We start from the raw sequence: 18,836 nt of genomic DNA on the forward strand, positions 1-18,836 counted from the left end.
GTAGGTCATCGTCAAGATTAAATTCCGAAACCCCAATTGCGAAAGCAGTTGGGGTTTTGTTTTGCCCGCAGGAAAGTGCTCAAAGGGCTTTCGACCGTCGCGATGGCAACCATTGGGGAAATCCTTCTGAAATGACCGCTCGGTTTTTGGTATGGTGCAGCTCGTTTTTTAACGGACTGATGTCACGCCCAAGGATCGGCGCTCATTTTTTGTCAACGAGTTGCTGCAGAAATGCCTGAACCAATCCCCATCAAGGATCACGAAAAAGAGACGCGTCTGGTCAACAAACGGCTGGTCGCCTGTGCCTTGTTCGTCTTCGCGATCAGCTGTGCCCTGGTGGTGCGCCTGTACATCCTGCAAGTGGTTGAATTCGACTACCACTCGACCATCTCCGAAAACAACCGTGTCCACGTCCTGCCAATCCCGCCAACTCGCGGGTTGATTTACGACCGCAATGGCGTGCTGCTGGCCGACAACCGTCCCAGTTACAACCTGATCATCACCCGCGAACGTGCTACCGATGTGAATCAGGAACTGAACGAAGTCATCAGCCTCCTGCACCTGCCAGCCGAAGATCGCACGGTGTTCGACAAGGCGATGAAGCAGTCGCGCCACCCGTTTACACCAGTAACGCTGTTCTATGAGTTGACCGAAGAACAGATCGCCGTACTCGCAGTCAACGAGTTCCGCCTGCCGGGCCTGGATGTCGAACCGCAGTTCGTCCGTAACTACCCGCTCGGGGCGCACTTCGCACACTCGATCGGCTACGTCGGACGCATCAACGAAAAAGAATCCAAGACCCTCGACTCGGTCGAATACCGTGGCACGCAGTCCATCGGCAAGACCGGCATCGAACGTTTCTACGAACCGCAACTGCACGGTCACGTCGGATACGAAGAAGTGGAGACCAACGCTCAGGGCCGTGTATTGCGGGTCCTGAAACACACCGATCCGATTCCTGGCAAAAACATTGTCCTGAGCCTCGACATCAAGCTCCAGGAAGCCGCCGAAGCCGCATTGGGTGATCGTCGTGGTTCGGTGGTTGCACTGGATCCATCGACCGGCGAAGTGCTGGCCATGGTCAGCAACCCGAGCTTCGACCCCAACCTGTTCGTGACCGGTATCAGCTCCAAGGAATACTCGGCGCTGCGTGACTCCATCGACCGGCCGCTGTTCAACCGCGTACTGCGCGGTTTGTACGCGCCCGGTTCGACGATCAAGCCTGAGGTGGCGATTGCCGGACTCGACGCAGGCGTGGTTACGCCTCAGACCCGCGTCTTCGACCCTGGCTACTACCAACTGCCGGACTTCGACCACAAGTACCGCAACTGGAACCACAGTGGCGACGGCTGGGTGGACATGGATGCGGCGATCATGCGTTCCAACGACACCTACTTCTACGACCTGGCGCACAAGCTCGGCATCGATCGCCTGCACGACTACATGGCGATGTTCGGCCTCGGCGAGAAAGTCTCGCTGGACATGTTCGAAGAGTCTCCCGGCCTGATGCCTTCCCAGGCCTGGAAGCGCGCCACCCGACGTCAGGCCTGGTTCCCCGGTGAGACGGTGATCCTCGGCATCGGCCAGGGCTACATGCAGGTCACGCCGCTGCAACTTGCTCAGGCCACGGCACTGATCGCCAACAAGGGGGTATGGAATCGTCCGCACCTGGCCAAGACTGTCGACGGTGTACCGCCGGTGGACGAGCACCCGATGCCGAACATCCTGCTCAAGGACCCCCGCGACTGGGAGCAGGTCAACCACGGCATGCAGATGGTGATGCATGATGCTCGGGGTATCGCCCGGGCAGCGGCGGCCGGCGCTCAGTACCGCATCGCCGGCAAGAGTGGTACCGCGCAGGTGGTGGCGATCAAGCAGGGCGAGCGTTACAACCGCGAGAAAACCCTCGAGCGCCATCGTGACAACGCCTTGTTCGTCGGTTTTGCCCCGGCCGAACATCCGAAGATCGCCATCTCGGTGATGATCGAAAACGGCGAGGCCGGTGGCCGAGTCGCAGGTCCCGTGGTGCGGCAGATCATGGACGCCTGGCTACTCGACCAGGACGGTCACCTCAAGCCGCAATACGCGGCGCCGACCAAGGCACCGGGCGATCCTCACGTGTAATCCGCCACAGCTTCACAGCACAGGCTCACGCAGGCTGAGCATGTGCTGGAAGCTGTCGAGGAACACCGTTTCAGCCTGAGTCATCTTCTGTTCGCGATTCCACAGCAGCTGGATATCGAAATCCACCACCCCTTCCTCCGGCGGCAAGCGCCACAGCAAGCCCTGTTCGACATCTCGTCGAACCAGGTGAGTTGGCAAGCAACCAATCCCGAACCCCGCACAGATCAGACGGTATATTTCTTCGAAACTGGTGGAAGAAGCGACGATCTTGCCGGTAAACCCCTGCTGGTCGCGAAACAGCGTCAACGGCGAAAGATTACCGCCAAGCTGATCGCTGGTGAAGCTGACAAAGTTCTCAGCTGCCAACTGCTCCAGCGTCAGATTCTGCTGCCCGAACAGTCGATGCCGTTGCCCGCAAAAGTACGCGTAGCGCTCACGAAACAGTACCCGCTGCTCCAGCCGAGGCTGTGGCAGGCGACACAGTCCGACACCGACTGTGGCGGTCTTTTGCAGCAGTGAACTGATGATGTTGGAGCTGCCCATCACCTCGACTTCCAGCTCGATTTTCGGGTGGGTTTCGTGGAAATCCGCAAGAAATTCGTTGTAATGCCGCGCCTGCACACCACTGACGGTGAGGATGCGGATCTTGCCGACAACGTCGTCATGACGATTCTCGACCACGGTGCCCAAACGGGAAATATCGCCGTAGATATCCGCCGCAATCCGCAGCACTTCTTCCCCGGTTTCCGTCAGATCAAAGCGCCGTCCGCTGCGCGCAATCAACACACAATCCAGTTGTTCTTCGAGGCGTTTCAACGCCTGGCTGACCGCTGACTGGGTGATGTGCAGACGCGCAGCGGCGCGGCTCATGCTGCCTTCCTGACCGATCACCAGATACGTGCGCAGCAGGTTCCAGTCCAGCCGGTCATTGAGAAAACGCCGGCCGATCCAAGGATTCGAGGAAGAAATCATGCAGTAGCCACGCTAATAGTAAAGATAAGTTTTTGAAAATTGACTAATCCTGTCACGGAAGCGATAAAGCCCACAAGCGCCACAGAGCGCGACCGTCAGCCGCCTCGACACCTGCCCAAAACTATAAATACACAGGGTTCTTGCATGCACACCACCGCTCAGCCGCGTCGCGCCGCGGCCGCTGCCTTCATTGGCACGACCATCGAATTCTATGATTTCTACATCTACGCCACCGCCGCCGCACTGGTGCTCGGGCAAGTGTTCTTTCCCAGCAACGACCCGGTGACCAGCACGCTCGCCGCGTTCGGCAGTTTCGCCGTCGGCTTCATCGCCCGGCCGATGGCCGGCATGGTGTTCGGCCATTTGGGCGATCGCCTCGGTCGCAAGAAAATGCTGCTGGTGACCATGGCGCTGATGGGCCTGGCCACCGCTGGCATCGGTCTGCTGCCGAGTTATGCCAGCGTTGGCATCTGGGCGCCGATCGGGTTGATCGTATTGCGCCTGATCCAGGGCATCTCCGTCGGTGGCGAGTGGGGTGGGGCGGTGTTGATGGCCAGTGAACACGCGCCGGCCAAACGCAAGACCTTCTATGCCTCGTTCGCCCAACTCGGCAGCCCGGCGGGTTTGCTGCTGGCGTTGATCGCCTTCCGTCTGGTGACATCGCTGTCGCCGGAAGACTTCCTCGCCTGGGGCTGGCGTCTGCCGTTTCTCGCCAGCGGTGTGCTGATGATGGTCGGCTTGATGATCCGTTCCGGTGTGCATGAATCGCCGGAGTTCGCCAAAGCCAGGGACAACAACGAAACCGCCCAATATCCAGTGAAGGATGTGATCCGCCAGTGCTGGCGACAGATCCTGTTCGCTGCCGCCGCCGTGACCATCGGTTCGGCCGGATTCTTTTTCACCAACACCTTCATGATCACCTACGTCACCCAATATCAGGGCATCCCGCGGGCGACCATTCTCGACTGCCTGTTTCTGGTGACGGTCATTCAATTGCTCTCGCAACCGCTGTCGGCGCTGCTCGCCGAGCGCATCGGCGAAGGGCGGTTCCTGATGCTGGTGGCGTTGCTGTGCATGGTCACGCCGTACCCGATGTTCCTGTTGGTCGGCACCCAGAACATTCTGCTGATGACCCTTGGCATCGCGGTCGCGGTGGTGATCCTGTCGGCGCTGTACGCGGTGATCGCCGGGTACATGACCCAGGCCTTCCCGGTGCACCTGCGCTACTCGGGCATTTCCATCGCCTACCAGTTGAGCTGCGCCTTGGCCGGCGGCACCACGCCGCTGATCGGCACGCTGCTCGCCAGCAAGTTTTCCGGGCAATGGCTGCCGTTGGCGGTGTTTTTCACGCTGCTGTCCGCCCTGTCGCTGATCGGTGTCTGTGGCCTCGCACGCCTGCGGGCCAGGCCGGTCGTCCTTCACACAAGCAAAGAGGTGTATTCGTGAGTAAACCCGCCCACATTGACCCGATCGAATGGCAAGCCCGCTGCGAGCTCGCCGCGCTGTACCGCTTGATCGCGCACTTTCGCATGACCGACCTGATCGACACCCACATCACCCTGCGGATTCCGGGGCCGGAGCATCATTTCCTGATCAACCGCTACGGGGTGATCTTCGACCGCATGCGTGCCTCCGATCTGGTGCGCATCGATCAGGACGGGCGCATTGTCGACCCTGAATACGCCGGGCATCGAGTCAACGCCGCCGGGTTCGTGATCCACTCGGCGATTCACATGGCGCGGCCGGATCTGAACTGCGTGATTCACACCCACACCGCTGCGGGTATGGCCGTCGCCGCGCAGAAGCAAGGTCTGCTGCCGATCAGTCAGCACGCGCTGAAGTTCTACGGAAAACTGGCATATCACACCTACGAAGGCATCGCGTTGTCGCTGGATGAGCGCGAGCGCTTGATCGCCGATCTCGGCCCGCATCGCGCGATGATCCTGCGTAATCACGGCTTGCTGGTCGGCGGTTCCGGCGTGGCCCAGGCGTTTCAGGAAATCCACTTTCTGGAGCGTGCCTGCCAGGCGCAAGTGCAAGCACTGGCCGGCGGTTGCGAGCTGCATTACCCGTCGCCGGAAGTCTGCGCCCACACCGCCGAGCAGTTTGACCGCGACGAGCAGGACAACATCATCGACCTGGCCTGGGAGGCCGCACTGACCCTCATCGAATCCCAGCGCGAGTCCTATCTGTCATGAACACCGTTGCACTGATGTCACGCGACACGCTGTTGCTCAAACAATTGCAGGAAGCCTTTGCCCGCCGCGCGCCGCAGCTCTCGGCGGTGCTGGCCGACGATCCCCAAGCGGCGAATGCGCAGATCGCGGCGTGCTGGTTTCCGCTGCCGGGCAGCCTTGCCGCGTTGCCCAATCTGCAAGTGATTCACTCGGTTGCCGCCGGCATCGATCATTTGGAGCACGATCCGTCGTGCCCCGATTTGCCGGTGTGCCGGGTGGTCGATCCCGGCCATCGCCAAGGCATGACCGAGTACGTGCGCTGGGCGGTGATTCACTATCATCGCGGCTTCGATCAGGTGCTTGAGCAACAGCGCCAACAGCATTGGGAGCGACCGCTGCAACGCCCGGCCAGTCAATTCAGGATCGGTGTGATGGGGCTCGGTTCACTCGGCAGCGCGATTGCCCAAGACCTGGCCACCGCCGGTTACGACGTACGTGGCTGGGCGCGCAGCAGCAAGGTTTTGCCGGGCGTGCAGACCTTCGCCGGCGCCGATGCCTTCAACGCGTTTCTCGAGGGCGTGGAGTTGCTGATCAACCTGTTGCCGCTGACTCACGAGACTCGCGGCATCCTCAATCGCCAGACCTTCGAACGGCTGGCCAACGGCGCGGCGCTGGTCAACGTCGGGCGCGGTGGGCATCTGAACATCGAAGATCTGCAACAGGCCCTGGCCCGTGGAAAACTGCGCGGTGCGCTGCTCGATGTCTTCGAGCAGGAACCGCTGCCCGCCGATCATCCTCTGTGGAAAACGCCGGGCGTGACCATCACCCCGCACATGGCTTCGGCGGCCTCCCACGATTGCATCGCCGAGCAGATTGCCGAGAACTTCCGTCGATTGAATGCCGGTGAGCCATTGCTCAACAGCGCGGATCGACTGCTCGGTTATTGATCCGCCAGGCAAGCCTGCAAGCGTTCGATGAACAGCGTTTCGGCACGGCTCATGCGCTGTTCACGGTTCCACAACAGATGAATGTCGACATCGGCGATCCCCTCGTGGGGTGGCAGGCGCCAGAGCAATCCGGCCTCGACGTCCGCCGCCACCACGTGCTCCGGCAAACAACCGATACCGAACCCGGCGATCACCAGTCGCCGCACTTCTTCCAGGCTCGGCGATGACGCGACGATACGTCCGCTAAAGCCCTGTTGATCACGAAAAATTGTCAGCGGCGAGAGCATTCCGCCAATCTGGTCACTGGTAAAACTGACGAAATTCTCCCGCTGCAAATCGCCTTCGCCAATGTCCTGTCGACCGAACAGCGCGTGGTGCTTGCCACAGAAAAATGCATAGCGCTGACGCAGGAACAGGCGCTGTTCCAGACGCGGTTGCGGGCGGCGATTGAGGCTCAGGCCGAGGGTCGCGGTTTTCTCCTGAAGCGCGCTGACGATGTCCGAACTGCGCATTACATCGACCTCCAGATCGACCCGTGGATATTGCCGATGGAAGTCAGCGAGGAAGTCATCGAAGCGCTCGGAAAAGATCCGGCTGATGATCAGCAGCCGCACCTTGCCGATCACTTCGTCGGCCGGTTGCTCCAGCAGGCTGCTGACCTGGGACATCTGCCCGTAGATCTCGCCCGCCAGTTCGAAGATTTGCTCACCGACTTCGGTAAGGGCAAATCGCGGGCCGCGTCGGGCGATCAACTGGCGACCCAGTTGTTCCTCAAGACGCTTGAGCGCCTGGCTCACCGCCGGTTGGGTCAGGTGCAGGCGCGCGGCGGCGCGGCTGATGCTCAGCTCCTGGCCGATCACCCGAAAGGTGCGCAGCAGGTTCCAGTCGAGGCGGTCGTTGAGCAGGCGTTGCACATCACGTTCGGCCATGGCGGCTCTCGATTATAAGGTTTGGTAATAGTCGGAATAATAAATAGAAAATTGACTAATCATAGCCCCGGGACGATAAATCACCCCACGACAGGCGCCGTCAGAGCGCCTCGGATTGACCGTTTCCCTCCTGCCAGAAAAACAATCAAAGGAGCCCGACCCATGAAGCCTCACGCTTCGAACCAGCCGCGCCGTGCGGCCGCCGCTGCCTTCATCGGCACCATGATCGAGTGGTACGACTTTTACATTTACGCCACCGCCGCCGCACTGGTCTTCGGTGCGCTGTTCTTTCCTTCAGACGATCCACTGTTCAGCACCATGGCTGCGTTCGGCACCTTCGCCGTGGGCTTCTTTGCCCGGCCGTTGGGCGGGATCATCTTCGGTCATATCGGCGATCGCATCGGCCGCAAGAAATCGCTGATCATCACCTTGCTGATGATGGGCGTGGTCACGGTGTGCATCGGTCTGCTGCCGACCTACGCGCAGATCGGCGCGACGGCGCCGGTGCTGCTGATTCTGTTGCGCATCGTCCAGGGGATTGCCGTTGGTGGCGAGTGGGGCGGGGCGGTGTTGATGGCCGGCGAGCACGCGCCGAAGGGCCGGCGCAATTTCTTTGCCTCGTTCGCGCAACTGGGCAGCCCGGCGGGGTTGATCCTGTCGCTGTTGGCCTTCAGCGCCGTGACCCGTTTGCCGGAAGAGGATCTGATGAGCTGGGGCTGGCGCCTGCCGTTCCTCGCCAGTGCGTTGTTGCTGCTGGTGGGCCTGGCGATTCGTCTGGGCGTGAACGAGTCACCGGAATTCCTCGCCAGCCGCGAGCAGGCCAGCAAGCAAATCAAGAAAGAGCAGGCGCCGGTAATGGAAGTCCTGCGCACCGCGTGGCGTCCGCTGTTGCTGTGCATCGGTGCCAACACGCTGGGCATCGCCGGGGTGTATTTCACCAACACCTTCATGATCGCCTACACCACTCAGCAACTGGCGCTGCCGCGTTCGCTGATTCTCGAATGCCTGTTCTTCGTTGCGCTCATCCAGTTCTGCATTCAGCCGCTGGCCGCATGGACGGCGGAGAGGATCGGCGCCACGCGATTCCTGTGCCTGGTGTCGCTGCTGGCGATGGCTTCGCCATACCCGATGTTCGTGCTGGTCAGCTCGGCCCAGGCGCCGCTGATCATCCTCGGCATCGCGCTGGCGGTGGTGTGCATGGCCTCGTTCTATGCGGTGATCGCCGGTTACGTCAGCGGCATGTTCGAGACCCGCGTGCGCTACACCGCGATCTCGTTGGCCTATCAGATTTGCGGCGCGGTGGCCGGTGGGCTGACACCGCTGATCGGCACGCTGCTGGCGCACAGGTTCACCGGGCAATGGTGGCCGATGGCGGTGTTCTACAGCCTGATTGCTGGCATCTCGCTGATCTGCGTGCTGTCTCTCGCCCGTCGTCACGCCAGTGCCCATCGCGCGGAAATGGCCCGTGCCTAACCCGGAATTTCAGGAGAACCTCATGTTGAAAATCAATGGCGAACGCCTGTGGGCGAGCCTGATGGCCATGGCCGAAATCGGTGCGACAGCCCGAGGCGGTAGCTGCCGCCTGGCATTGAGCGACGAAGACAAGGCCGGCCGCGAACTGTTCGCCCACTGGTGCCGCGAAGCCGACATGACTCTGAGCGTGGACGCCATCGGCAACCTGTTCGCCCGTCGCGCCGGCACCGATCCGGATGCTGCGCCGGTGATGATGGGCAGCCACCTCGACACCCAACCCGAGGGCGGGCGTTTCGACGGCGTCTACGGCGTGCTCGCCGGCCTGGAAGTGGTGCGTTGCCTCAACGATCTGAATATCCGGACCCGCAAACCGCTGGAAGTGGCGGTGTGGACCAACGAAGAAGGCGCTCGCTTCACGCCGGCCATGTTTGGCTCGGCGGTGTTCACCGGAATCATGGATCTGAATGCCGCGCTGGCGGTGCGTGATGTCGATGGCGTCAGTGTTGCCGAGGCGTTGCAGCGTACCGGTTACGCCGGTGATCGTCCGTTGGGCGGTGCGGTGGATGCCTATTTTGAAGCGCATATCGAGCAAGGCCCGATCCTTGAAGACAATGCCAAGAGCATCGGCGTGGTCACGGGCGGTCAGGCGATCCGCTGGCTCGACGTGCGTGTCGAAGGCATGGCCGCTCATGCCGGCACCACGCCGATGCCTCTGCGCAAAGACGCCTTGTACGGCGTGGCGCGGATGATTCAGGCGATTGAAGGTCTGGCAGCAGATTTTGCCCCCGAAGGTCTGACCACCGTCGGTGAGTTGAGCATCAACAAATCCTCGCGCAACACCATTCCGGGGCTGGTGAATTTCACGGTCGATCTGCGTCATCACCGCGACGACGCCATTGCCGCCATGGAGCAACAAGTCCGCGCCCGCTTGCAGGCCATCGCCGATGGCCGAGGTCTGAACCTGACGATCACCCCGCACTGGATCAGCCCGGCCACGCCGTTCGACGCCGAATGTGTGGCGGCCGTGCAGGAGGCGGTGGATGCGCTGGGCTACGCTCAGCAGTCGATTGTCAGCGGCGCCGGGCATGACGCGATTCACCTGGCGCGCTACTGCCCGACGGCGATGGTGTTCATCCCGTGCGTCGGTGGCTTGAGCCATAACGAAGCCGAAGACGTGCTGCCCGAAGACGTGAAACAGGGCACCGACGTATTGCTGAACGCCGTGCTGGCCCGCGCCGGTCGAATCGAACAGGGAATCTGAACCATGCGCAGTTTTTTCCACCCCGAACAATTGCTCCATCATCCACGCAGCTATTACTCGCGCGGGCAGATGCGCACGCCGCAGGAAGTCCCGGAACGTGCGCAGCGCTTGGTGCAGGCGGTCCACGGTCTGGGCTTCAGTGTCGAGCAACCCGCCGACGCCGGCCTCGCACCGTTGCTGGCGGTGCATGGCGCGCCGTATCTGACCTTTCTTCAGGAAGCGCACGCACGCTGGAAAGAAATCCCGGAAGACTGGGGCGACGAGGTGATGTCGAACATCTTCGTTCGCGAGCCCAACGCTTTGCGCGGCATCCTCGCCCAGGCTGCGCGCTATCTGGCGGATGGCAGTTGCCCGGTCGGCGAACAGACCTGGCGCTCGGCTTATTGGTCGGCGCAAAGCGCGGTGGCCGGGGCTCAGGCGTTGATCGATGGTGAGCCGGCGGCCTACGCTTTGTGCCGTCCACCGGGGCACCATGCCCGGGCCGAAGCGGCGGGTGGTTTCTGCTACGTGAACAACGCGGCGGTGGCGGCTCAGGTGCTGCGCGACAAATTCGGCAAAGTCGCGGTGCTCGACACCGACATGCACCACGGCCAGGGCATTCAGGAGATTTTCTACGACCGTGATGACGTGCTTTACGTCTCGGTGCATGGCGATCCGACCAATTTCTATCCGGGTGTTGCCGGGTTTGCCGACGAGCGCGGCAGCGGCGCGGGGGAGGGCTTCAACCTCAACCTGCCGATGGCCCACGGTTCAAGCGAAGCGGACTTCCTCGGGCAACTGGACGTCGCATTGAACGCGGTGCGCGAGTTCGGCGCCGAGGTGCTGGTGCTGTCGCTGGGCTTCGATATCTATGAGCTGGACCCGCAAAGCAAAGTCGCCGTGACCCGGGAAGGCTTTGCGGCATTGGGTGAGCGGATCCGCAGCCTGGGCCTGCCATGCCTGATCGTGCAGGAAGGCGGCTATCACCTGGAAAGTCTCGAAGACAACGCCCGGGCGTTTTTCGTGAATGGCGAGGTGTGGCAGCGCTGAGACAATCCACCTGATGAAGTGCCCTGTGGTGCTTGCCATCGCCCTGACGTTAACGTAAACATTGGCGTCAGGGCGCTGAAGTAAAAAAGCGCAAAGCGGACCGCTCCGGAGCGCTTGATGACTCTAATAAAAACAACCGATCCCAAGTCTCACCACGAAGCCCGGCTGGCCCGGGAAAAACTCCATCTCGAAGGGCAGGTCCCGGATGGTGTGTTGCGTGCGGAGATCGATGCTTCGTGGCGGCGCAGCCTGAGCCACGGCGTGCATTTCAATGGCAAGCATGAGCTGGCGCTGGAATCGAGCGCGAGTCTCGATGTCTTGCTGGCGAGCAATCGCCTGCTGATCGATGCGGCGATACCGGCCATCGATTACCTGGCCGAGCGTCAGGGCAAGGAAGGCCTGATCATTCTCGCCAATTCCGACGCCACCATCCTCGCCGTCGAAGGGCGTGCCGATCGGCTCAAGGGCAGCGGTTTGCAAGACATCACCCTCGGCGCCTGCTGGAGCGAAGCCGCTCGTGGCACCAACGCCCTCGGTACGGCACTGGTGGAAGCGCGGCCGACGCTGATCGATTGCGGCGAACATTACCTCGATCGCCTCACGGATTTTTCCTGCACCTCGGTGCCGATCCATTGCCCTCAGGGCGAAATTCTCGGCGTCCTCGACCTGACCCGCGAAGGCCCTCTCGGCCGCGTCCATGACAGCACCGCGCTGCTGAGCATGGCGGTCAGCCAGATCGAGAGCCGGGTGTTCAACAACAGTTTTCCCGATCAGATTGTCCTCGCCTTCCACAGTCGCCGGCAGTATCTGGAATCGCCGTGGCAAGGCTTGTTGGCGGTCAGTCTCGGCGGGCAGATTCTGGCGGTCAGTGCCCAGGCCTGTCAGTTGCTGCGGGCCGAGCGTTCGGCATTGGTTGGCAAGCGCTGCGAAGAGTTTCTCGGGGTCGATGGCGTGCAATTGCTGACCCGCCTGCAACAGGGCGGCGTCGGCAGTGTGCAGACCGCCAAGGGCGAGTTTTTCTACAAGACCCTGCGGGCCCCGGCGCGCTCGGTCAACCTCGGCGGCCCGCCACGCAGCGTGGCGAAAACCGCCAAACCGCAACCGGATCTGGAAGCACTGGCCGGCAACAATGCTCGCTACGCCCGAGCCTTGCGCATGGCGCGACAGGGCCTGGCCAATGAGCTGCCGGTGCTGTTGCTCGGCGAAACCGGCACCGGTAAAGAAGTGATCGCCCGCGCGCTGCACCTGGCCGGCAGCCGTAGCGACAAACCCTTTGTGGCCGTGAACTGCGCGGCGATTCCCGAAGGCCTGATCGAGTCGGAACTGTTCGGCTACCGCGAAGGCGCGTTCACCGGATCGCGCCGTGGCGGCATGATCGGGCGCCTGCAACAGGCCCACGGCGGCACGTTGTTCCTCGATGAAATCGGCGACATGCCGCTGGCCTTGCAGGCGCGTTTGCTGCGAGTTTTGCAGGATCGCAAGGTCGCGCCGCTGGGTGCCGGGGAAGAGCAGGACATCGACGTCGCGCTCATCTGCGCCACCCACCGCGACCTCAAGCGTCAGGTCGAGGACAAGCAATTTCGCGAGGATCTGTTCTACCGGGTCAATGGCATCAGTGTGATGCTCCCGGCTTTGCGCGAGCGCGAGGACTTCAGTGCGCTGGTCGCTCGTCTGCTGTGCAAACTCGATGCGCCGAATGCTGTACTGCACGACGACCTCAATCGCTTGCTCGGCGCGTATCACTGGCCGGGCAACATTCGCCAACTGGAGATGGTCCTGCGCACCGCCCTGGCCATGCACGAGCCGGGGGAAACCGTGTTGACCCTCGACCACCTGCCCGACAGCATGCTCGACGAGCTCTCCGCCACCGAGAAACCCCAGACCGGCAGCATTCGCGAAAACGAACTGGAGATGATCCGCCAGTCCCTCGACACCCATCAGGGCAATGTCTCGGCCGCCGCCGACGCCCTCGGCATCAGCCGCGCGACCCTGTACCGCAAACTCAAACAGTTGCGCTCGTGATGCAGCGCCTGTTCGTGCGGCTGATCGACAGCCAGAACCCCGCCGCGCTGCAAGCGGCGCTGCGCTGGTTGTACGGTTTCGTGCGGCCGCAGCGGTTGGCGATTGCCGGCCTGCTCGGTCTGTCGGTGTGCGCGTCGCTGTTGGTGCTGGTGCAGCCGTGGTTGGTCAAGTTGTTGATCGACGATGGCTTGCTGGCGCGCAATTTCCCGATGCTGGTGCTGATTGCGGTGCTGATGATCATCGCCGGGTTGCTCGGCACGGCGCTGTCGGGGATCAACCGTTATCTGCACACGCGGCTATCGGGGCGGATCCTGTTTGCCCTGCGCGACGACCTTTACCGGCATCTGCAAAAACTGTCGCCGAGTTTCTACGGGCAGCGGCGGATCGGCGATCTGATGTCGCGGCTCGACGGCGATGTGGCAGAGATTCAGCGCTTTGCCGTGGACTCGTTGTTCTCGGCGGTATCGAGTGTGATTGGCCTGGTGGTCGCGATCGCGATGTTGTTCACGCTGTCGTGGAAACTGTCATTGCTGGCGCTGGTGCTGATTCCGCTCGACGTGCTGTGGCTGCGTTGGATGCGGCGCAAGGTCGAGCGTGATGTGCGGCAGTTGCGCGAGCGTTCGGCGGACATGTCGTCGTTCATGGTCGAGACCTTGCCGGTGATGAAATTCATCCAGTCCGCCGGCCAGCAGCAGCGTGAAGCACGGCGTCTGGAAAGCCTCGGGCAGGGCTACATGAACCAGTTGCTGCGCCTGCAGGTCACCGAATTTTTCACCCAGGCCGTGCCCGGCACGTTGACGTCGCTGTCCCGTGCCTGCGCGTTTTTGATCGGTGGTTATTGGGTGGTGCAGGGCACTTGGCAACTCGGTGCGCTGATCGCGTTTTCAACCTATCTGGGGATGGCGGTCGGGCCGGTGCAGAGCCTGTTGGGGTTGTACGTGGCGATCCAGCGCATGACCGTCAGCCTGGGGCGGGTCATGGAGTTGCGTGGTGAGGAACCCACGGTATTTTCGCCGGCCATGCCGAAGCCGTTTCCAACTTCGGGCGAACTGCGTTTCGACGCGGTGCACTTCAGCCATCCGGGTCGCCCAAGTACGTTGAGCGGCATCGAGGCGACGATTCCCTACGGTTTGAAAGTCGCCTTGAGCGGCGGATCCGGCGTCGGCAAATCAACGCTGATCGACCTGCTGCAACGGCATCACGATCCGCAATCCGGGCGAGTGCTGCTCGGTGAGGTGGACCTGCGTGAACTTGAACTGTTCGAGCTGCGCCGACGTATCGCCGTGGTCAGTCAGGACATCGTGCTGTTTCGCGGCAGCCTCGCCGACAACCTGGCTTACGCGGTGCCGGACGCCAGCCGCGAAGCCATCGCGGAGGTTGCACGGTTGGCGCAACTCGACAGCCTGATCGCATCGTTGCCCGAAGGCCTCGACAGCCCATTGGGCGAGCGCGGTCAGCAATTGTCCGGTGGGCAGAAACAGCGCATCGCGATTGCCCGGGCGCTGTTGCAGGATCCGTTGATTCTGGTGCTCGACGAAGCCACTTCGGCCGTCGACGAAGCGACCGAGCGCGAGGTGATCGAAGCCATCGACCGACTGTTTGCCGGGCGCACACGGATCCTCATCAGCCATCGTCCGTCGACCCTGGCCGATGCCGATCTGCGTTTCGAGTTGCTCGACGGTGTGCTCATTTCGAAAACGGTGCTGCATGAAGCCTGAATTGCGTATCGGTGTGGTCGACAGCGGGCACTCGGCGGCGCAACGGGTGCAGGTGATTGCCGGGCGGCGTTTCTCGTTGCTGGAGGACGGACTGGCGGAATCGGATCTGCGCGACGATCCCCTTGGCCATGGCAGTGCGGTGATCGAGGCGATCAGCCGCCGCGCACCCGCCGCGCAGATGTGTGTGGCCCAGGTGTTCGATCAGCGCGGCGTCACCAGTGCCTTGCAGATTTCTGCGGCCATCGATTGGCTGGTCGCGCAGGACGTACGACTGATCAATCTGAGCCTGGGTTTGCGTCAGGATCGCAGCCTGTTGCGCGAGGCCTGCGCAGCGGCGGTGGCCCGTGGTGTTCTGTTGTGTGCGTCGAGTCCGGCGCAGGGCGCAGCGGTGTTTCCGGCGAGTTATCCGCAAGTGCTGCGGGTGACCGGCGATGCCCGTTGCACCGATGAACAGTGGTCGTGGCTCGACAGTGCGCAAGCGGATTTTGCCGCGTGTGTGCATGGCACCTATCCGGGGCAGTCCGGGGCAAGCCTGGGCTGTGCAGCGTTGAGCGGTCACATCGCCGGCTATCTGCTGGAGCATCCGCAGGCGAGCAATGCCGAAGTGATCGATTGGCTGAAACAGCACGCTCGTTATCGCGGCCCTGAACGGCGTCTCGGCCCATGACTGCGATCCTGATTCTCGGTGCCGGGCCGGCTGGCGCGGCGGTGGCGTTGGGGCTGCGACGATTGGGTTACGCCGTGACGCTGGTCAGTGAATGGCGGCGGTTTGCGGCGCTCGAAGGCGTCTCGCAGCGAGTGCTGGAGGCGTTGCGCAGCGCGGGATTGAATCACGGGTTGGCGAATGCCACGTTGCCGTCCCAACGACAGGTTTCGTGGAACGGCCAGCAGCATGCGCAGAACATCGAGTGTCTGCTGGATCGCCCGGCCTTTGATCGCGGCTTGCGTGAAGATCTGCGGGTCGCCGGGGTCGAGGTGATTGAAGGGCGAATCCTGAATGTTCAGTCCTCGGCCGACGGGCATCGGGTTGAACTCGATGGCGGTCCGACGCTGACGGCGGATTTTCTGGTGGAAGCCCGGGGGCGGCAGGCGCCGGCGTCCGGCAAAGGCTTGCGCGGGCCAGAGACGGTCAGCCTGCTCAATCGCTGGCAGGGCGCGCCGGGTATGACTGCCAGTGCCGTGGAAAGCCTTGAAGACGGCTGGGCGTGGATGGCCCGACGGGACGACGGCCAATGTTATTGGCAATGGACCGTGGACGTGGCCAGCGCCGGGTTGCCAGGCAAGGCGCAGTTGCTCGATCACTGCCGCGCGCGGCGTCAGGCTTCGGATTTTGCTCAAGCGTTCTTTGCTGGCGGCGTGGAGACGGAGTTGCAACTGCACGCCCGCAGCAGCACGGCGATTCTCGCGCCACAGGTTTGCGGTGAAAACTGGATTCGCGTCGGCGATGCAGCGATGGCGGTGGACCCGCTGTCCGGCAACGGGATTTTTCAGTCGCTGTCCTCGGCGTTGCAGGCGCCGGTGGTGATCAACACGCTGTTGCGCAAACCGGAACGGGCAGCACTGGCTCAGCGTTTTCACTGTCAGCGAGTGGAGCAATTGTTCCTGCGCTTTGCGCGAATCGGTCGGGACTTTTATGCCGATGAACAGCGTTGGCTCGATCAACCGTTCTGGCAGGCGCGGCGGCAATGGCCGGACGCTGAAGCGGTCCATGCGTCAGCGGATTTTGCCGCGCTGCGCATCGAGCGGATGCCGGTGCTGCGTGACGGTTTTGTCGATGAGGCCGAGGTGGTGATCACGGCGGATCAGCCGCTGGGGATCTGGCATGTGCAAGGGGTTGAGCTGGCGCCCTTGGTGGTGCGGTTGCGCGATGAACCGGCGGACCGGGTGTTTGCGGGGCTGACGCTTGAGCAGGGACGAGCCGTTCGCGGGTGGCTGTTGGCTCAGGGGTTCAAGCCCTGAGCCGTGAGCGCAGTCATTACAACTTGATCAACACCGACTTCAACTCGGTGTAATGCTCGATCGCCGCATACCCCATCTCGCGTCCGACCCCGGACATCTTGTAGCCGCCAAACGGCAGCGCCGGATCCAGCGCGCTGTGGCAGTTGACCCACACCGACCCCGATTTGATCCGTGGAATCATCCGGTGCACCGCCGCCAGATCGTTTGACCAGATGCTCGCGCCCAAGCCGTAAGGGCTGTCATTGGCCATGCGCAGTGCATCGGCTTCGTCATCGAACGGAATCGCCACCAGCACCGGCCCGAAGATTTCCTCCTGCACCAGCGAATGCTGCTGATCGACATCGACAATCACCGTCGGTTTGACGAAGAACCCCGGCCCGAACTGCTCGCCGCCGCAGGCGATGGTCGCGCCGCTTTCGCGGCCCATTTCGATGTAGCGATAGACCCGTTCCTGCTGGCGCGCAGAAATCAGCGGGCCCATCTCCACGCTCGGGTCGAGGCCGTTGCCGAGTTTCATGGCATTGGCGATGTCGCTGATGTCGGCCACCACATTGTCGAAATGCTTGCGCTGCACATACAGCCTGGAGCCTGCGCAGCAGACCTGGCCCTGGTTGAAGAAAATCGCACTGGCCGCACCCGCCGCAGCGGTTTTCAGGTCGGCGTCGGCCATGACGATGGTCGGTGATTTGCCGCCCAGTTCCAGGGTGACACGGGTCATCGAGTCCATGGCGATCTTGCCGATGTGCTTGCCGACGGCGGTGGAGCCGGTGAAGGTCAGTTTGTCGACCAGCGGGTTGTGGGTCAGGGCGGAACCGGCCGTGATGCCGGTGCCGGTGACCACGTTGAACACGCCTTCCGGGTAACCCGCCTCCAGCACCAGCTCTGCCAGTTTCAGCGCGGTCAGCGGGGTTTCGTCGGCCGGTTTGAGCACCACGGTGCAACCGGTGGCCAGCGCCGGGCCGAGTTTCCAGCAGGCCAACAGCAGCGGAAAATTCCAGGCGACGATGGCGCCGACCACGCCCACCGCTTCGCGGCGAATGAAACTGTGGAACTGATCGCCGGGCATCAGCGGCAGCGACACCTCGACGCTGGAACCCTCGATCTTGGTCGCCCAGCCGGCCATGTAACGCAGGAAGTCGATGGCCAGCTGCACGTCCATCACTTGCGCCACCGCCGCGCTCTTGCCGTTGTTCAGGCATTCGAGTTGCGCCAGCTGTTCGGCGTCGCGCTGCATGAGGTCGGCGAGTTTCCACAACAGGTTCTGCCGCTCACGCGGGCGGGTGCGACTCCAGGCCGAATCATCGAAGGCTTGCCGGGCGGCGAGCACCGCGCGGTCGACATCTTCCGGGGTGGCGCGAGGCACCACGCACAACACTTCGCCAGTGGCCGGGTTGTGCAGCGGCATGGTCTGGCCGTCGGCGGCTTCGACCCAGTCGCCGCCGATCAGCATGCGCGGCGGGCGCTGGATGAAAGCCGAGGTGGCAGGAAGCAGATAGGGCAGGGGCATGGTGAAGACCTCTTGTTGTTCGTTGTCGTTGAACAGGTCTTGGCAATGGCTGTGCCAGATACTCGAACGTGCTGCACAGGCCCGCCGTGCAAGGAGATGGAGGGGGAAGAGGGGGCTTTGTGGAGTTCAGGTTGTCGCATTTCGCGACAGCGGCTGAGACTCAAGATACTGATTTCCAGTGGTTTGAGGCGCTGACTGACAGCAGCATCGGGCCTTCAATCAATGATGGCAAAGTGGAATTTCATCAAGGGATAGCGTATTTAATGCCGCTTTATTGAGAGGCCTGTGGGGGCATTGATGCGAGTTGGCAACATTTTACGTTCTGCGGCGCTTTTGCTGGCGGGATTGACGCTGTCGGGATGCATCCACTTCACCCATGAAAGTGCAGAAGGCAAGCCTGTTTCGGATATCGCCACGATCAATCAGATCAACCCGGCGTTAACGATCGTCAGAGTCGATGGTGAAGGCACCTGGTTCTGGTTGAGCCGGCAGTCCCAATACTTCATCGGCCCGGGCATCCATCGCATCGAGGTACGCAGAGAACTTTCCCAGCAAAGCTATACCGGGACGGTGGAAAGAACCGTGGAACTTGCAGCGGGCCGTACCTATGGGCTTGATGGCAAGACCGGATACGGTCGGTGGGATTTCGAGGTCCGCGATATCGAAACGGGACAGCGGGTTGACAAGCCTGTCCCGGAGACGGCTGCTCAGTAATTGA

At 62.2% G+C, this 18,836-nt stretch carries 15 protein-coding genes; 12 read left to right on the forward strand and 3 right to left on the reverse strand.

Going from position 1 to position 18,836, the window contains the following annotated elements; translation table 11 throughout:
• Positions 1-231: 231 nt before the first annotated feature.
• Positions 232-2,124 carry a penicillin-binding protein 2 gene (gene mrdA, locus AC1RME_RS24705; protein WP_096822118.1) on the forward strand — a complete coding sequence of 631 codons (1,893 nt, stop codon included), beginning with the start codon at positions 232-234 and terminating at the stop codon, positions 2,122-2,124.
• Positions 2,125-2,136: 12 nt separating this feature from the next.
• Here the strand turns inward: mrdA and AC1RME_RS24710 are convergent, their stop codons facing one another.
• Positions 2,137-3,096 carry a LysR family transcriptional regulator gene (locus AC1RME_RS24710; RefSeq protein ID WP_096822117.1) on the reverse strand — a complete coding sequence of 320 codons (960 nt, stop codon included), beginning with the start codon at positions 3,094-3,096 and terminating at the stop codon, positions 2,137-2,139.
• A 144-nt stretch (positions 3,097-3,240) separates the two neighbouring features.
• Between AC1RME_RS24710 and AC1RME_RS24715 the strand changes: the two genes are divergently transcribed.
• Genes AC1RME_RS24715 through AC1RME_RS24725 form a run of 3 tightly spaced genes read left to right on the forward strand, consistent with a single transcriptional unit; the run spans position 3,241 to position 6,220 of the window.
• On the forward strand, positions 3,241-4,542 hold the full coding sequence (locus AC1RME_RS24715; protein ID WP_096822116.1) for an MFS transporter: 1,302 nt from the start codon (positions 3,241-3,243) through the stop codon (positions 4,540-4,542).
• On the forward strand, positions 4,539-5,294 hold the full coding sequence (locus AC1RME_RS24720; protein ID WP_096822115.1) for a class II aldolase/adducin family protein: 756 nt from the start codon (positions 4,539-4,541) through the stop codon (positions 5,292-5,294). The genes AC1RME_RS24715 and AC1RME_RS24720 overlap by 4 nt, the downstream gene beginning before the upstream one ends.
• A complete protein-coding gene (locus AC1RME_RS24725) occupies positions 5,291-6,220 on the forward strand; it encodes a 2-hydroxyacid dehydrogenase (RefSeq protein ID WP_096822114.1) in 930 nt (309 codons plus the stop codon). Before AC1RME_RS24720 ends, AC1RME_RS24725 begins: the two co-directional genes overlap by 4 nt.
• On the opposite strand, the gene AC1RME_RS24730 is transcribed toward AC1RME_RS24725, so the two are convergent.
• The gene (locus tag AC1RME_RS24730) at positions 6,214-7,149 is read right to left on the reverse strand and encodes a LysR family transcriptional regulator (RefSeq protein WP_064381135.1); all 936 of its coding nucleotides are present in this window, start codon (positions 7,147-7,149) and stop codon (positions 6,214-6,216) included. The two genes, AC1RME_RS24725 and AC1RME_RS24730, sit on opposite strands and share 7 nt — an antisense overlap.
• Positions 7,150-7,311: 162 nt before the next feature.
• Between AC1RME_RS24730 and AC1RME_RS24735 the strand changes: the two genes are divergently transcribed.
• The 7 genes from AC1RME_RS24735 to qhpG all read left to right on the forward strand — a co-directional run bounded on the left by AC1RME_RS24735 (position 7,312) and on the right by qhpG (position 16,611).
• The gene (locus tag AC1RME_RS24735; RefSeq protein WP_096822113.1) at positions 7,312-8,622 is read left to right on the forward strand and encodes an MFS transporter; all 1,311 of its coding nucleotides are present in this window, start codon (positions 7,312-7,314) and stop codon (positions 8,620-8,622) included.
• 22 nt (positions 8,623-8,644) lie between these two features.
• A complete protein-coding gene (locus tag AC1RME_RS24740) occupies positions 8,645-9,883 on the forward strand; it encodes a Zn-dependent hydrolase (RefSeq protein WP_096822112.1) in 1,239 nt (412 codons plus the stop codon).
• A 3-nt stretch (positions 9,884-9,886) separates the two neighbouring features.
• Positions 9,887-10,912 (forward strand): histone deacetylase family protein, encoded by a 1,026-nt coding sequence (locus tag AC1RME_RS24745; RefSeq protein ID WP_096822111.1) that lies wholly within the window; start codon positions 9,887-9,889, stop codon positions 10,910-10,912.
• A 117-nt stretch (positions 10,913-11,029) separates the two neighbouring features.
• Positions 11,030-12,934 (forward strand): sigma-54-dependent Fis family transcriptional regulator, encoded by a 1,905-nt coding sequence (locus tag AC1RME_RS24750; protein WP_096822110.1) that lies wholly within the window; start codon positions 11,030-11,032, stop codon positions 12,932-12,934.
• Positions 12,934-14,652: an ABC transporter ATP-binding protein gene (locus AC1RME_RS24755; protein ID WP_096822109.1), complete on the forward strand. Its 1,719-nt coding sequence runs from the start codon at positions 12,934-12,936 to the stop codon at positions 14,650-14,652. The genes AC1RME_RS24750 and AC1RME_RS24755 overlap by 1 nt, the downstream gene beginning before the upstream one ends.
• Complete coding sequence (gene qhpE, locus AC1RME_RS24760; protein ID WP_096822108.1) at positions 14,642-15,319, forward strand: subtilisin-like serine protease QhpE; 678 nt, start codon at positions 14,642-14,644, stop codon at positions 15,317-15,319. The genes AC1RME_RS24755 and qhpE overlap by 11 nt, the downstream gene beginning before the upstream one ends.
• On the forward strand, positions 15,316-16,611 hold the full coding sequence (gene qhpG / locus AC1RME_RS24765; RefSeq protein ID WP_096822107.1) for a flavin-dependent monooxygenase QhpG: 1,296 nt from the start codon (positions 15,316-15,318) through the stop codon (positions 16,609-16,611). Before qhpE ends, qhpG begins: the two co-directional genes overlap by 4 nt.
• 16 nt (positions 16,612-16,627) lie before the next feature.
• Here qhpG and AC1RME_RS24770 read toward each other — a convergent pair whose 3' ends face one another.
• Complete coding sequence (locus tag AC1RME_RS24770) at positions 16,628-18,118, reverse strand: aldehyde dehydrogenase family protein (RefSeq protein WP_493091880.1); 1,491 nt, start codon at positions 18,116-18,118, stop codon at positions 16,628-16,630.
• A 297-nt stretch (positions 18,119-18,415) separates the two neighbouring features.
• Here AC1RME_RS24770 and AC1RME_RS24775 point away from each other — a divergent pair, with 297 nt between their 5' ends.
• Positions 18,416-18,832, forward strand: a complete 417-nt coding sequence (locus AC1RME_RS24775; RefSeq protein ID WP_134827587.1) for a hypothetical protein — start codon at positions 18,416-18,418, stop codon at positions 18,830-18,832.
• The last annotated feature ends 4 nt before the right edge of the window (positions 18,833-18,836 follow it).

The organism is Pseudomonas sp. GW822-FHT03F08, from assembly GCF_058801265.1.